General features: G+C 42.9%; 13 protein-coding genes. 8 read left to right on the plus strand and 5 right to left on the minus strand.

The features are described 5' to 3' along the window. The first annotated feature begins 104 nt into the window (after positions 1–104). Both ACOOEY_RS04985 and ACOOEY_RS04990 read left to right on the plus strand, forming a co-directional pair. Positions 105–1,694 carry an amidohydrolase gene (locus ACOOEY_RS04985; protein WP_420387572.1) on the plus strand — a complete coding sequence of 530 codons (1,590 nt, stop codon included), beginning with the start codon at positions 105–107 and terminating at the stop codon, positions 1,692–1,694. A gap of 141 nt (positions 1,695–1,835) precedes the next feature. Further along, positions 1,836–2,228, plus strand: a complete 393-nt coding sequence (locus tag ACOOEY_RS04990) for a nuclear transport factor 2 family protein (protein ID WP_420387573.1) — start codon at positions 1,836–1,838, stop codon at positions 2,226–2,228. On the opposite strand, the gene ACOOEY_RS04995 is transcribed toward ACOOEY_RS04990, so the two are convergent. Genes ACOOEY_RS04995 through ACOOEY_RS05010 form a run of 4 tightly spaced genes read right to left on the minus strand, consistent with a single transcriptional unit; the run spans position 2,225 to position 5,097 of the window. Further along, a complete protein-coding gene (locus tag ACOOEY_RS04995; protein ID WP_420387574.1) occupies positions 2,225–2,872 on the minus strand; it encodes a response regulator in 648 nt (215 codons plus the stop codon). The genes ACOOEY_RS04990 and ACOOEY_RS04995 overlap by 4 nt on opposite strands. Before the next feature lie 5 nt (positions 2,873–2,877). Beyond that, positions 2,878–3,666, minus strand: a complete 789-nt coding sequence (locus ACOOEY_RS05000) for a sensor histidine kinase (RefSeq protein ID WP_420387575.1) — start codon at positions 3,664–3,666, stop codon at positions 2,878–2,880. Next, entirely contained in the window at positions 3,645–4,295 is a 651-nt protein-coding gene (locus tag ACOOEY_RS05005) for a hypothetical protein (RefSeq protein WP_420387576.1), read from the minus strand. The genes ACOOEY_RS05000 and ACOOEY_RS05005 overlap by 22 nt, the downstream gene beginning before the upstream one ends. 40 nt (positions 4,296–4,335) lie before the next feature. After that, a complete protein-coding gene (locus tag ACOOEY_RS05010) occupies positions 4,336–5,097 on the minus strand; it encodes a hypothetical protein (protein WP_420387577.1) in 762 nt (253 codons plus the stop codon). Positions 5,098–5,574: 477 nt separating this feature from the next. Here ACOOEY_RS05010 and purL point away from each other — a divergent pair, with 477 nt between their 5' ends. The 6 genes from purL (at position 5,575) to map (ending at position 14,223) form a co-directional block, all read left to right on the plus strand. Then, positions 5,575–9,270, plus strand: coding sequence for a phosphoribosylformylglycinamidine synthase (gene purL / locus ACOOEY_RS05015; RefSeq protein ID WP_420387578.1), 3,696 nt, complete (start codon positions 5,575–5,577; stop codon positions 9,268–9,270). Between the two features lie 251 nt (positions 9,271–9,521). Beyond that, complete coding sequence (locus ACOOEY_RS05020; protein ID WP_420387579.1) at positions 9,522–10,802, plus strand: M1 family aminopeptidase; 1,281 nt, start codon at positions 9,522–9,524, stop codon at positions 10,800–10,802. Between the two features lie 142 nt (positions 10,803–10,944). Beyond that, positions 10,945–11,832, plus strand: a complete 888-nt coding sequence (locus ACOOEY_RS05025; RefSeq protein WP_420387580.1) for an RluA family pseudouridine synthase — start codon at positions 10,945–10,947, stop codon at positions 11,830–11,832. A gap of 125 nt (positions 11,833–11,957) precedes the next feature. Then, positions 11,958–13,100 carry a phosphatidylserine decarboxylase gene (locus tag ACOOEY_RS05030; protein WP_420387581.1) on the plus strand — a complete coding sequence of 381 codons (1,143 nt, stop codon included), beginning with the start codon at positions 11,958–11,960 and terminating at the stop codon, positions 13,098–13,100. Next, entirely contained in the window at positions 12,989–13,267 is a 279-nt protein-coding gene (locus ACOOEY_RS05035) for a phosphatidylserine decarboxylase (protein ID WP_420388635.1), read from the plus strand. Before ACOOEY_RS05030 ends, ACOOEY_RS05035 begins: the two co-directional genes overlap by 112 nt. 191 nt (positions 13,268–13,458) lie before the next feature. Next, positions 13,459–14,223, plus strand: a complete 765-nt coding sequence (gene map / locus ACOOEY_RS05040; protein WP_420387582.1) for a type I methionyl aminopeptidase — start codon at positions 13,459–13,461, stop codon at positions 14,221–14,223. 4 nt (positions 14,224–14,227) lie between these two features. Here the strand turns inward: map and ACOOEY_RS05045 are convergent, their stop codons facing one another. Further along, positions 14,228–14,707, minus strand: a complete 480-nt coding sequence (locus tag ACOOEY_RS05045) for a c-type cytochrome (protein ID WP_420387583.1) — start codon at positions 14,705–14,707, stop codon at positions 14,228–14,230. Positions 14,708–14,754: the final 47 nt, after the last annotated feature.

Below are 14,754 nucleotides of genomic sequence, written 5' to 3' on the forward strand. Positions count from 1 at the left end.
CATCAGAATCAGTTAATTGCGTAGAGATGATTTTCCAGCTGGAATAATTATGCGCGTCTGAAAAGGTATTTTTTCTTATTTTGGAAGCTATCAACCTTTAAATCATGCAGATAAGAAAAACCTCTCTCCTCCTGGCTTTAGTCTTTGTATGCCACCTGACCTTTGGCCAGAAGTCATTCAATAAAAAGCAGATTGAAAAGCTAAAGAATGAAGCATCGAGTATTGTGGAGCAAAACCACAAACAGACGCAGGTAATGATCGACAAGGTTTTCAGCTTTGCCGAACTTGGGTTTCAGGAATATGAATCATCCAAATACCTGACTGGTATACTAAAGGATAATGGCTTTGAAATAGTGGAATCAGTCTCAGGTATTCCCACAGCCTGGTTTGCCAAATGGAGTAATGGAGAAGGCCCTACCATTGCTTTAGGAAGCGATGTTGACTGTATCCCTAAAGCTTCTCAATATCCTGGGGTAGCCTATCACAAACCCATGGTAGAAGGAGCCCCCGGACATGGAGAGGGACACAATTCCGGCATCCCGCTCAATATCACTGCAGTATTAGCAGTGAAACAGATTATGGAAAGAGAGAACATTGGAGGTACTCTGATCTTATGGCCGGGAATTGCGGAAGAACTTGTAGCCGCAAAAGCATGGTATGTACGAGACGGCCTTTTCGATGATATTGACCTGTGCATATTCACCCATGTTAGCAGCAACTTATCTGTCTCCTATGGTCAGGCTTCGGGTACCGGACTAATCAGTGTAGAATATAGCTTCGATGGTGAAGCTGCCCATGGTGCAGGAGCTCCCTGGCGTGGAAGATCAGCATTGGATGCGGTAGAATTAATGAATGTTGGCTGGAACTACAAAAGAGAACACCTGCATCCTTTAAAAAGATCTCACTCTATTATTACTGATGGTGGCGATCAGCCAAACGTAGTCCCTTCCAAGGCATCCATTTGGTATTACTTCAGAGACGTTACCTACGAGGGCATTATGGATATGTATGAATCTGCGAATAACATAGCCAGGGGAGCCGCCTTAATGACTGATACAGAAATGTCTTCAAGAATACTGGGCACTGCCTGGCCAAGACACTTCAACAAGGTGATTGCGGAAACCATGTACGAGAATATAAAAATGGTTGGTCTGCCAGAATGGGATGAGAAAGACCAGACATTGGCAAAAGCTGTTCAGGAAGAAGTAGGCTCTAACCCAAGAGGGCTGAGCACCCGGCTTTCCAGCCTGGGACTTCCAGTAACCCAACCGGTCAGTGGTGGTTCAGACGACATTGGTGATGTTAGCTGGAAGATACCAACTGTAACCATGAGGTTTCCTTCTAACATTCCTGGTTTGCAAGGTCACCACTGGAGTAATGCCATTGCCATGGCCACCCCTATTGCTCATAAAGGAGCCACAGCGGGAGCTCGTGTAGAAGCCATGACTATTCTCGACTTCCTCCTCAACCCGGAGCTGGTTGATCAGGCCTGGGATTACTTCAACAATGTGCAGAGCAAGGATACCAAGTATCAACCTATGATTAGCGAAGACGACATGCCTCCTACCTATTTGAATCAGAAAATTATGGATCAATTCAGACCGCAGTTGGAGAAGTTCTACTATGATGAAACTAAATTCAATAGCTATTTGGAGCAACTAGGCATCACCTATCCTACAGTAAAAAAAGACTAAATCAGTTATTGATCCAATAGAGGTCATCCTCTATCGAACATACTTTTAAAAGGCACGTTTTTTCAGGTAACTTGAAAGATGCGCCTTTTTCTTGTTCTGTTCATTTTCTGTCTCTTCATATCCTGTACTGATCAGCCAGATATGCAGCAAGAGCGGCAAGCCCTCTTGAGAATCAATGAAGAGCAACGCATGGCTCATATGACATTAGATGCAAAGCTTTTGGCCAACAGCATTGGAGACAGCCTACTCACTGTAGACTCAGGACAATTTTATCAGAATTCTAATCAGGAAATACTGGATAGGTTCAGCTCCTATTTTTCAGGAGTTCGCTATTTAGCCTGGGATGATATTGAACCTCCTGTAATCGCTATTTCAGCAGATGCCTCGCTTGCAACCATGTCAGTAAGAAAACAGATCATTACACAAACTCAGGGAAACCAATCTGACACCACCATTTTTGCCTGGACATCGGGGTTCAGAAAGGTTAATGGCGAGTGGAAAATGTATTCAATTAGCTCAACAGATGACCGCTAAACACTAATCAGGCCTTCTTTGATAGCTTTAACAATCAGGCCTGCTGTATTTTTTACCCCCAGCTTTTCAATCAGGTTTTTTCTATGCCCCTCTACTGTTCGATGGCTGATAAATAGCTTATCGGCAATCTCTTTAGCAGTGAACTCCTGACAGATAAGCTCTAATACCTCAACCTCTCTGGAGGTCAGACTTTCATGATGGTTGAGTGTAGGCTTTTTTTTTGCTTGTCCTTTCAGGCCTCCCAACATGGCTTTAGATACCATTTGGTTGAAGTAAAAACCCTCTTCCATAACACTACTGATAGCCTGTTCAAACTCTTCAGGACTGGTATCCTTCAATAAGTAACTATTAGCACCTAACTCCATCAGATAGGCGATCATCTTAGAGTCGCTGTGCATGGTAAGGATGATAATACCCAACTCGGGCTTTTGCGGTCTCAACTCTTTCAGTACTTCAAGCCCATCCATTTCAGGCATATCCAAATCCAGCAACAAGATATCTGCATCATTGCGGTCAATTTCATCTAGCAGTTCTTTGCCGTTAGAAGCTTCAAAAACAACCTCCAGGTTATCCATCTGATCAATCAGAAATCGCATCCCCTCACGGAATAGCTTATGATCATCTGCAATCGCCACTTTTACCATTGTGTTTACTTTTTAATTTTCGCTTTTAAAATCGCCTCAAATCCATGCTGCACTTCTTCCTTAAATTCTACTGAACCTCCCATTAAACTTACTCTACTTCTGATGTTCTGTAAGCCAAGTCCATGTTTGATATCAGAGTCTTCACTGAAGCCCTTACCATTGTCTTTATAAACCAGAATCAGTTCGTCTTGTTGATTCTTAAGATTCAGAGTAATAATGGTTGCACCCGCATGTTTGAGGGTATTATTAAATAACTCCTGAATAATTCGGTACCAGTTCAAAGCATCTTCTCCTGTCGGTTCAGTGCTCAAAGCATGCTCAAAGATAACCTCTACCTGATCGCTACTGTTGATCTTATCCACCACATTCAAGATAGCCTCAACCAGCCCTAATCGCTCCAATACCACCGGGCGAAGATCATGAGAGACTCTACGCACAGTACTCATACTTTCTTCCAGCAAACTAAAAGCTTTGGCTTTTACTTCGGTAAACCTCTCGGGAGCCGTCTTTGGATCGAGATGCTGGAAATAAAGCTTGGTAGTAGTCAATAGAGCGCCTACTTCATCGTGCAGATCCTTGCCTATTCTGTTCCTCTCCCTTTCCTGACTTTGAAAGTTGGCACGAAGTAGTTCTTGCTGGTATTCTGCTTCTTTCTCCTGATGTTCCTTTTGTTGCTTTAGTATTTTTCTTTGGTAGGCCATAAAGAAGAATATCACTCCTAAAGAGAGAATAAACATGCCCAACATGCCCGAAAGCATAAGGTCAATACCGTTTATTCCTTCGGCCTGATCCATAGAGCAACACTATAAAAACAAATCTGGATTATACTCAAAACAGCATTCAACCGCCAGGAAGCCATGACAACATCATCCGAAGCAGTAATAACATGGTTTACAAAGACAAATAAGAGAAAAGCTCCCGAATTATAAATCAACATTCCAGAATTCAACCAGAACATTGGGTTCCTTTCCAATGCAACATCCTTGGCCGTACTAAGCTTCTGGTAGAAAAACACTATAGCCAGTGCAACATAAAAAAAGAACGAGGACACAATGATATTTGTGTTGAAGCTATTGATGGATTGAATCCATATCAGGTTAATGACGGCAAATAAAGTAAACAGAATAGTTATCAGGTCAAGCCCCTTTCTAATGACATCCCCTTGCAGCGCTTTATAGTAAATTCTGGTAACAAATATGAATTGAATGACAGCATATACATTGTAAACCGCCAGGTTATTTGGAGGAACAACATATTCAGCAATATATAATCCTATGGCTTCAGTAAGGACCGAAGCCCCCACCAAATACCATAAGATTCTTTGTATCTCGCTGTGTTGTTTAAGTCTTAGCAGACCTATCAGGAAAGGCAGTAAAACCAATCCCTGAGATAACCTTATAAAGTAGAAAAATCCATCAGACATTCAGGTATAGAAAAAGTGCTAAAAGATTATCAGAGTCTAATTAGTTAGGGCCGCCATCGGGACAAATTGGAGGGCAAGTACCCACAAAATCAAGATAAGTTGAATTTGGATCGTCCTCATCTGCCATTCCGCCCACACCCTGAACAACAGGAGTATAAATCTGAATTAATGGAACAAATGGAATCATTTGTCTGGCAGCATCTCCATAGTTGACTCCATAATGAACCAGGAGACTCTTGTCTGTATTACAAGTCTCTTTCATAACATCAATATCCGCTTGTGGAATCATAAACTTCAAGACTCTTCTGGGACGCTTAAGAAATACCTCTGCGCCATGAATCTTCTCATCAGGATTCTGTAGCATTACAAAAAAGATGGCATTCATTTCGAAATAGGAAATATTAGCCCAGTTGGCGCAAACTTCATTCTTGTAATTCACAGACTCCCCCATTCGAGGCTGTGTTGGGTTATAGTTAGGAGAAATAAAAGTAATGAACCGATCTCCATCCCCTCCTATATAAGTTTTAGCACCATCAATATAGAACTCCCAGAAAACTTCTGCTTTTTCGGTTTCAGTATCGATACCTAAACAAAGTGATAAGCTATCTGAAGGCGTTTTTCCCAGAGCTTCTAAAGCCCCCATAAATTCCTCAGATATACCTCCAAAGTCTCTGGCTGTAATTCTGTTGTATTCTCCCTGAGATTCATCAAAAACCTCAAAGGCCGAAATAATATGTTCTTGTCTTAGTTTCTGCCAGTTAGACTGAATGAGCCTGGCTTCTTTTTCAGAAATGATTTTCATAATTGAGTCGTTTGGTTTTGTGTTCTGGTTATAGCAATCACTCCACGCTGAATGATTAGCCTCTAAGATATTCTAAAATTTGTTTCTGTCATGATTAATCGACCTTCAGTTCTCAACCCACTTCTAAAGTAAAGCCCTGTCCTAATTGGACAGGGCTTTTGTTTCTCCCGATAATATTAATGACAATAACAAGTCACCAACTGAGTATGTGTTTATTAGCGTGTGTTTATCATCGAGAGAAACTCCTAGTCACCTTGACCAGAACTGTTAGACTGTTGATTCAAAGGTGGCACATCCTGCTTTCTTACCATAGAGTTCAAATACCCGTTCTTATGAAACACGTATTTTTACGTATAGAAGACATTGTATACAAACCCTGTCTAAAAAGAAGCTAAATCAGCTGGAAGCCACTAGGCTTAAACTCAAATCTTTTTCTAATTTTGCGCAGGTAATTCGTACCCAAACGCATTCGTTCTAATGATTCAGTTTTTTGATGCCGGTCACGGCAAAATCTACGCTGTAGGACTCTCTCAGGAACTTCCTCAACAAGACATCCCTAAACTTCTTTGGCTCTTTGGTAATGCTCAAAGCATTGAGCAATCAGAACTCAAAGGCTATTTTATTGGCCCGAGAAAGGAAATGATCACTCCCTGGAGCACCAATGCTGTAGAAATCACCCAAAATATGGGAATTTCCGGTATCCAGAGAATAGAAGAATTTGAGCAGGTAGAAAGTGAGAATACAGCCTATGATCCTATGCTGCAAGTGCTCTATAAATCACTGGATCAGGACCTCTTTACTATAGACATCAAACCTGAACCGGTTCAGTATATAGATGACATTGCCAGTTATAACCAGCAGGAAGGACTGGCCCTTAGCCAGGAAGAGATTGACTATCTGGATGATGTAAGTAAACAGCTCGATCGCTCTCTCACCGATGGTGAGGTATTTGGGTTCTCTCAGGTTAACTCGGAACACTGTCGACACAAAATATTTAATGGAGTCTTTATTATCGATGGTCAGGAAATGCCTTCCTCATTGTTTAAGCTCATCAAAAAGACTTCAGAGCAAAACCCTAACAAACTGGTTTCTGCCTATAAAGACAATGTGGCCTTTATCGAAGGCCCGATAGTAGAACAGTTTGCTCAGAAAAGTCAGGATAAAGCTGATTGGTTCGAAACCAAAGACTTTGAATCGGTTATCTCTCTCAAAGCTGAAACCCACAACTTCCCGACTACTGTAGAACCATTCAATGGTGCTGCCACAGGTTCAGGTGGAGAAATTCGCGATAGAATGGCTGGTGGTAAAGGTTCTATGCCATTGGCAGGAACAGCAGTTTATATGACCTCCTATTCCCGACTGGAAGAAGGTAGAAGCTGGGAGGCTAATATGCCCGAGCGTAAATGGTTGTATCAAACACCAATGGACATACTGATTAAAGCCTCTAATGGAGCGTCTGACTTCGGTAATAAATTTGGCCAACCGCTTATTGCCGGCTCGGTGCTCACTTTTGAGCATGAAGAAGCTGGTAAGAAACACGGCTTTGATAAAGTCATCATGCTGGCCGGTGGTATCGGTTATGGTAAAAAGGCAGATGCCTTAAAAGACACTCCTGAAACCGGTGATAAAGTAGTGGTGATGGGTGGTGACAACTACCGCATTGGAATGGGTGGTGGTGCCGTGTCATCAGTCGATACCGGTGAGTTTTCATCAGGCATTGAGCTCAACGCTATTCAGCGATCAAATCCTGAAATGCAGAAGAGGGTTTACAACGCAGTTCGTGCTATGGCCGAAATGGATCAGAACCCTATTGTTTCTATTCACGATCATGGAGCCGGAGGACACCTCAACTGTCTGTCAGAATTAGTTGAAGAAACTGGTGGTGTAATAGATGTCAGGAAATTACCGGTAGGCGATCCTACCCTTTCTGACAAAGAAATTATAGGGAATGAGTCACAAGAGCGAATGGGCCTTGTGATGAAACAGAAAGATATTGACTACATCAGGAAGGTAGCCGAGAGAGAACGCGCTCCTATTTATGTAGTCGGAGATATTACAGGAGATCACAAATTCAAGTTCGAGAATAAGGAAAGTGGTGAAAACCCAATTGACTGGGATTTGGCCCATATGTTTGGCTCTTCACCGAAGACCATCCTTGAAGATAAAAAGTCAACCTCTGGCTTTGCCGAAATCACCTACGATATCAAAAAACTTCAGGAATACCTGAATGCAGTTCTTCAACTGGAAGCGGTAGCCTGTAAGGACTGGTTAACGAACAAGGTCGACCGTTGTGTTACAGGGCGAGTAGCCAAACAGCAATGTGCCGGCCCAATACAACTGCCATTGAATAACATGGGCGTAATGGCACTCGATTACCGTGGTGAAAAAGGAATTGCTACTTCCATAGGTCATGCTCCTGTTTCAGCTTTAATTGATCCTATGGCAGGGTCGCAACTATCGGTAGCCGAATCATTAACCAACATAGTTTTTGCTCCACTGACTGATGGCATTAAAGGTATTTCGCTTTCGGCTAACTGGATGTGGCCTGCGAAGAACGAAGGCGAAAATGCCAGACTCTATGAAGGAGTAAAAGGCCTGTCAGACTTTGTTTGTGACCTGGGTATCAATGTACCAACGGGTAAAGACTCCATGTCTATGACCCAGAAATACAAAGACGATGTAGTCTATGCTCCGGGCACGGTGATCGTATCGGCAGTGGGTGAAGTCAATGACCTGAAAAAAGTAGTAGAACCGGTATTGCAGCCTGACTTCGACTCTACCCTGATTTATGTAGATATGTCGGGTGATGAATTCAAACTGGGAGGTTCTTCATTCGCTCAGGTCATCGGTAAAATTGGAACCAGCGCACCGACTATTAAGAGTGCTGCTACATTTGCCTCAACATTCGATTATGTACAGCAACTCATCAATGAGGGCAAAGTAATAGCCGGGCACGATGTTTCTGCCGGAGGTTTAATTACTGCATTGCTGGAAATGACTTTTGCTCAGGTAGACCTGGGTATCTCTGCTAACCTGAAAGGCATTCAGGGAGCTGATGATATCTCAGTATTCTTCTCTGAAAAACCAGCATTGGTACTGCAAGTCGCCAATGAGCATTTGGCAGAAATAGTCGGTAACCTATCCGCACTTGGAACTGCTAACTATGAGCTTGGAACACCAATCGGTGAACCAATTCTCTCCATTCAGACCAATACACAGAGCTATTTACTGGATATTGAGTCTCTAAGAGATACCTGGTATAAAACTTCATACCTGCTGGATCAAAAACAGTCGGGTAAAGAATTAGCTCAGGCAAGATTTGAGAACTACAAGAAGCAGCCTCTACAATTTAGCTTTCCTGAAGGATTCAGTGGTCAATATGCTGACTTGGATCTTGATCCAGACAGAAAGCAACCTAGCGGTATAAAAGCAGCCATTATCCGTGAAAAAGGAGTTAATGGTGACAGAGAAATGGCCTATGCTATGCACCTGGCCGGATTCGATGTAAAAGATGTACACATGACGGACCTGATTGCAGGCCGTGAAGACCTGAGTGATGTTAACTTCATCGCTTTCGTTGGTGGTTTCTCCAATTCGGATGTATTGGGTTCAGCTAAAGGCTGGGCTGGTGCCTTCCTTTACAATGAAAAAGCGAAAGCCGCTCTTGATAACTTCTATGCCCGTGAAGACACCATCTCCCTGGGTATCTGTAACGGATGTCAGCTAATGGGAGAACTAGGACTCCTTTATCCTGAGCATCAAGTTCACCCTAAACTGGATCATAACATGGCGCATAAGTTTGAGTCAGGTTTTGTGAATGTGACGGTTCCGGAAAACAACTCCGTAATGTTAGGTTCATTGGCCGGCACGCGACTGGGTATCTGGGTTGCACATGGTGAAGGTAGATTCAGACTGCCTGAAGCAGAAAACGAGTACCATGTTATTGCCAAATATAGCTACGAAGCCTACCCAGCCTCTCCGAATGGTTCAGACTATCATGTGGCAGGACTGGCCAGCAAAGATGGCCGACACCTGGCCATTATGCCTCACTTTGAGCGTTCTATCTTCCCATGGAACTGGGCTAACTATCCGGCAGAACAAAAGGCAGATGTATTGAGCCCATGGATTCAGGCCTTTATTAATGCTAAAAACTGGGTGGCAGAGAGAGTGTAGTTCTTAGCCGTCAGGTATAGATATTAAAAGGGAAGTTCAACAATGGATTTCCCTTTTTTGTGCTTATACAGAATTGCACAAGGCATTGATTTGTCTTTACGGTATCAACCCATAATATGATACTTCAAACACTCGTTTCTGTTATCCTCACCAATAACTGAAATACCCAACTCTTTCAGAGCAATCAGGGCATTTAGTGGATGATAAATAATATATTCAAAAGTCGGAGCACAACTCAAACGATGATGAACATGCCCAAAATCAGACTTCTTACCACCCTAATGCTACTATTCTTGTCTGGTGAATTATTATCACAACAGCTAGATGTGCTAAGCTATGAAGCCACCATTGAACCCGACATCAGCGCAAAATCTATCAAAGGCTCGGTTCTCATCAAATACAGCCTACCTCTCAGTGAGAATTCCTTCGAACTGGAATCAGGGAATCTTGAAGTAATCAAAGTAGAAGGAGCGCATGTCAAGGCATTCGAAAACACCAGAGGCAAACTGCAAATCCAGTTACAGCAAAGGCAGGCAACCACTGGTGAGATTAGGATTGAATACAGGGGAAGACCAGACAGAGGTCTACTGTTCAATCAGGAAAAGAATCAGGCTTATACAGTCTATTTCACCTCTTCCTGGATGGTCAACCACTTCCCGGTAAATGACAAAGCCCGAATCAACCTGAACATTGTGGTTGATAAAGACCTGGATTGCATAGCCAATGGAAAGCTCCTTGATATAGAAGAGAAAGAAGGCAAAAACATCTATCACTGGCAGCAAGATTTTGACTCACCTGCTTATACCTATGGTTTCACGATTGGCTCTTTCGATAAATTAGAACTGTCAGTTGGTGAAACCCAAGTAATCAATTATGCCAAAGGTTATACGGCAGATGAGCTCAAAGTAATATTCAGAGAAACCGCTAGCATCCTCTCCTTTATGGAAGATAAATCAGGTATCAGGTTCGATTACCCGAGCTACAGTCAGGTTCTGATTGGCAACCATTTTCAGGAAATGTCTGGATTTTCAGTGCTAAGAGAATCCTATGGCAGAATGATTCTGAAAGACAGTACCGAAACCAACCTGATCTCCCATGAGCTGGCTCATCAATGGTGGGGTAACCGGATCAGCTGTGAAACCTGGGGCGATATTTGGCTCAACGAGGGCATGGCTACTTACCTATCTGCAGCCTATAATCTGGAGCGATTTGGCAGAGCAAAATATAAGTCTGACATCAACTCTTATATGAGGGTCTATCAAGACATCAAAAAAAGAAATAAGGACAAACCATTGGTCTTCGAAAACTGGTTAAACCCTACGGCAGACGACCGTAATCTGGTCTATTTCAAAGGAGCTTATGTACTTCATCTCTTAAGAGAAGAACTGGGTAATGAAGCCTTCTGGAAAGGCATTAAGCTCTATAGCCAGAAACATTTTGATTCATCGGTAAGCACTCAGGATTTTAAACTGGCCATGGAAGAGGCTTCAGGCAAGAAGCTGAATGAGTTCTTTAATGAGTGGATTTTTTAATTCTATTGGTTGAAGGCACTTTAAATCAAGGCAAACCCTGGTTCATTTTCTCAAGAACAGATTTTCAAAGAGAAGACAATTGGCGTCACCATTAGACGGTCAGGCACTTTCAGTATAGGCTAAATACTTAGTTTTGTACCTGATGAGCAAAATAAGTCACACCAATACTGAAAATACCATTATCCATAAAGTCCCTCATCAGGAGAAAGCTCAGAGAATAGCAGACTACGCCAAAGGCATTTTCTTGCAATACCCAACCAAAACATCTATTAAAAAAGCCTTAAAACAGAAGCTTATTTGGGTCAATAACGAAGTCGCTACTACAGCCACCTGGATTAAAGGAGGGGAAACCATTAGAATTAAGCTTCCGGAATCAAGAACAGATAGTTCCGGTCTTAAACTCAACCTTTCTATTATTTATGAAGATGATTTCCTGGCCATCATCAACAAACCTGCCGGGGTATTAGTGAGTGGTAATCGCTTTGTCACCATCGCCAATGCCTTACCACAAAACCTAAAGCCAAGTCAGCAAAATGATACCTGTATCCCCTGGCCCGTTCATCGGTTAGACTATGGAACGACCGGAGTACTGGTGGTAGCCAAAACAGCTGAGAGCCTTAGGCATCTGAGTGAGCAGTTTCAAAACAAGCAGGTTAAAAAGACCTATTACGCCATCTGTACTGGCCTTATGCCTGAACAACAGCAGATTGAAACGAGCATTGACAACAAAGAGGCTTTCACCTCCTATCAGGTTGAACAGGCAGTCCCCTCTGTGCGCTTTCAACAACTTAATCTGGTTCGATTGCATCCCTCTACAGGTCGAAGACATCAACTGAGAAAGCATTTGGCTGGTATAGGGCATCCCATTTTAGGAGATCAGGACTACGGTGTAAAGGGTGAAATATTAATAGGCAAAGGCATCTACCTCCATGCAGCATCCATTCAGTTGGTCCACCCTCATTCAAAACAGAAGTTAGTCTTCAATAGTCCACTGCCGAAAAAGTTCTCCAAAATCTTTCCATCCGCATAGGGAGAGAGGTCTACTTCCTTTTAAAAACCGGGTATAAATACTCATGCAGCCGGTTTTTATTTTCTCTACCTTGGTCATGCTCTGAAACTATTTAGGGCTAAAATTTCAAATAAACACAGCATATCATGAGACCTTCAAATCCAAAATGGCCTAAAACGACCAAGGCCTACAAAGAACTCAAAAAACAGATCGAGACAGATTCCCGCTTTTATCTGGCGTTGGAAACCTCATTACTAATTGCCCAGCAAAAGGCCTGGGGGCAGTTGAATCCAGACCTTTATCATGCTCTGGACGATGTATTCGGAGGAAATGGTCAGGGCTGGCCGGATTCTCCGGAAGCGTATCTCGACTACATTGAAAAGTATCTGGTCCTGATTCCGAATGAAGAAGATGATCCAGACTATCCCGAAGCCTGGACCAGCACAGACGAGCAAAATGGTTATAATCAAAAAGTATATGACTTGCTTTGTCAGTTCTACTTTCTGGTAGATCAGCCTGTTCCTACATTAGATGGCACCTTGCAGGATTACAAGGATGGTAAGTTCTCCTTTGCCGACTGGCTCGATCAGTTTGCTATTAACTGGGGAGACTTCCTTAACACGGAGGAATCGCTATCTACGCGAACTCTGGCTTCATTTATTGCCGACCCGATGTACAATATGCCCTGGTATATCGATGGTGCCAAACATTGGAAAACATTCAATGAATTCTTCTACCGTGAGTTCAATGGAGCCAATAAGAAAACAGGACATTCTCCACTAAGACCCATTGCGGAACCGGGAAACAACAATGCCATTACCTCCCCTGCCGACTGTACTTATAAAATGGAGTACCCCATCAATGAACGGGGTGAAGTAATGGGTATTAATGGCCAACCTACCAGCGTAAAACTCAAACAGACGCATTCAGTTTACACAGTAGCGGAATTACTGGATGACAAGGAATTAGCCAAACACTTTCATGGAGGAACCTTTGTCCATTACTTCCTGAGTCCTTTCGATTATCACCGGTTCCACTCTCCAGCCGATGGCAAAGTTATGGAGTGCCGAAAAGTTCGTGGCAAGGTTTTTCTGGATGTCAACCTCACTTCAGATGGCGAATTTGATGCCCCCGACAGCTCAGAGGGTGGATATGAGTTCCAACAAGCCAGAGGCGTATTTGTAGTAGATACCAAAGGGCCTATGGGTATGATTGCTGCTATTCCTATTGGTATGGCTCAGGTTTCAGGAGTGGATATGTATACCAAGAAGCTGGAAGGAAACAGGTAAGCAAAGGAGATGAATTCGGGAAGTTTATGTTCGGTGGCTCCGACATCATTCTCCTCTTTCAAAAGAACCCTGATCTATACCTCTGGAGAAAAGATCCATCACATAACCCTATTCACTTCCAATACGGCCAGGTTTGCGCTTACTGGGATGTGAACAAACAAATCTAGAGAAGAGCTTCCAAAGACCGTATTGAGGTACCTGTACCCATCATTCTGATTTACTTCAGTATCCTGGCTGAACGTTTAAGACCCAGAAACTGCTTCAGCATATCGCAGGTATTTTCAATACGGTCTCATTTTTCACACCTAACCCCAAACTCATATCTGTTATATTTGCACACCACCTAAAAGTATAGCAGATGTCAATAAAAAATGAAGCCGATTTGATCGGAATGCAGAAAGCCAGTGAAGCCGTTGCTCATACTTTGAAAGCGATGAAGGATTATGCTCAGCCGGGCATGTCCACCAAAACGCTGGATGAATTCGGAGGTCAGATACTAGCGGATTTTGGAGCTAAGTCAGCTCCATATGAAATTTATGGTTTTCCGGGCTGGACCTGCATCAGTGTCAACAACGAATTTTGCCATGGCATACCTTCGGAAAAAACCATTTTAAAAGAAGGCGATTTAGTGAATATTGATGTCTCTGCTGAGTTGAATGGCTTTTGGTCAGACAATGGTAATTCCTTTGTATTGGGTCAGGACATACATCAACATCAACCATTGGTCAATGCTTCGAAAGAGATTCTGCACAAAGCTATTTCAAATATCAAGGGAGGGGTTAAAATCTCAGATTTAGGTCATTTAATAGAAACAGAAGCCAAAAAACGCGGGTATAAGGTCATCAGAAATCTAACAGGTCATGGGGTTGGCCGAAGCCTTCATGAAGAACCGGGTGAGATTGCCAATTACAGAGATCGCTTCAATCAGACCAGGTTTAGGAAAAACTCTGTTGTGGCTATCGAGACTTTCATTGCTACAGACTCTACATATGCTGAAACCCTCGAAGATGGCTGGACCATGGTTGGCAACAAGGGTGGTTTTATGGCTCAGCATGAACATACTATCATGATTTCAGATGGTCAGCCGATCATATTGACCTCCGGGAACGGGGTCTGGGATTAGTCGATCAAATTGTTCTGAAATACTCCAGTACTGCCCTCGCCTGTTCTTCAGAAAGGCCCATGTCAGACATGGGTGAGCCATTAAACTCCATAAACAGGTCTTTAGCCAAAGGATCATCACGCAACATTCGTCCTGGGTTCAAAATCATATTCATGACCCATTCAGGACTCCTTCTATCCAACACTCCCTTTGGTGCCGGGCCGATAAATTTATCTGTTGGTCTATGGCATATCGCACAACTTTGTTTGAAGATTCCTTCACCCGTTTTGGCCATTTCCTGATCAATCTCTTCCGGCAATACCAACTCAGTGATCGGCCCCACCCCTTTGTTCTCCAGGTCAACTCTTTCTGATGCTTTCACTGCTGTCTCAGTACCGGGTTTAGACTTAGTGATATCGAAGCTATCGGTCTGATCCTTCTTTCCTGAGCAGTTAAAAATCAACAAAGCAGATAAAAGAGAAAGTAAAAATGAAGCGCGTTTCATGATATAGTAATTCCGGATTTTCCGCTCACAAGTAACAAGAATTAGGT

It is taken from the genome of Roseivirga sp. (genome assembly GCF_965216855.1).
Lineage (GTDB): Bacteria > Bacteroidota > Bacteroidia > Cytophagales > Cyclobacteriaceae > Roseivirga.

Bases quoted from the DNA above. Each gene is read 5' to 3' on its own strand.
- ACOOEY_RS04985 (WP_420387572.1), top strand. From the start codon at position 105: ATGCAGATAAGAAAAACCTCTCTCCTCCTGGCTTTAGTCTTTGTATGC.
- ACOOEY_RS04990 (WP_420387573.1), top strand. From the start codon at position 1,836: ATGCAGCAAGAGCGGCAAGCCCTCTTGAGAATCAATGAAGAGCAACGC.
- ACOOEY_RS04995 (WP_420387574.1), bottom strand. From the start codon at position 2,872: ATGGTAAAAGTGGCGATTGCAGATGATCATAAGCTATTCCGTGAGGGG.
- ACOOEY_RS05000 (WP_420387575.1), bottom strand. From the start codon at position 3,666: ATGGATCAGGCCGAAGGAATAAACGGTATTGACCTTATGCTTTCGGGC.
- ACOOEY_RS05005 (WP_420387576.1), bottom strand. From the start codon at position 4,295: ATGTCTGATGGATTTTTCTACTTTATAAGGTTATCTCAGGGATTGGTT.
- ACOOEY_RS05010 (WP_420387577.1), bottom strand. From the start codon at position 5,097: ATGAAAATCATTTCTGAAAAAGAAGCCAGGCTCATTCAGTCTAACTGG.
- purL (WP_420387578.1), top strand. From the start codon at position 5,575: ATGATTCAGTTTTTTGATGCCGGTCACGGCAAAATCTACGCTGTAGGA.
- ACOOEY_RS05020 (WP_420387579.1), top strand. From the start codon at position 9,522: ATGCCCAAAATCAGACTTCTTACCACCCTAATGCTACTATTCTTGTCT.
- ACOOEY_RS05025 (WP_420387580.1), top strand. From the start codon at position 10,945: ATGAGCAAAATAAGTCACACCAATACTGAAAATACCATTATCCATAAA.
- ACOOEY_RS05030 (WP_420387581.1), top strand. From the start codon at position 11,958: ATGAGACCTTCAAATCCAAAATGGCCTAAAACGACCAAGGCCTACAAA.
- map (WP_420387582.1), top strand. From the start codon at position 13,459: ATGTCAATAAAAAATGAAGCCGATTTGATCGGAATGCAGAAAGCCAGT.
- ACOOEY_RS05045 (WP_420387583.1), bottom strand. From the start codon at position 14,707: ATGAAACGCGCTTCATTTTTACTTTCTCTTTTATCTGCTTTGTTGATT.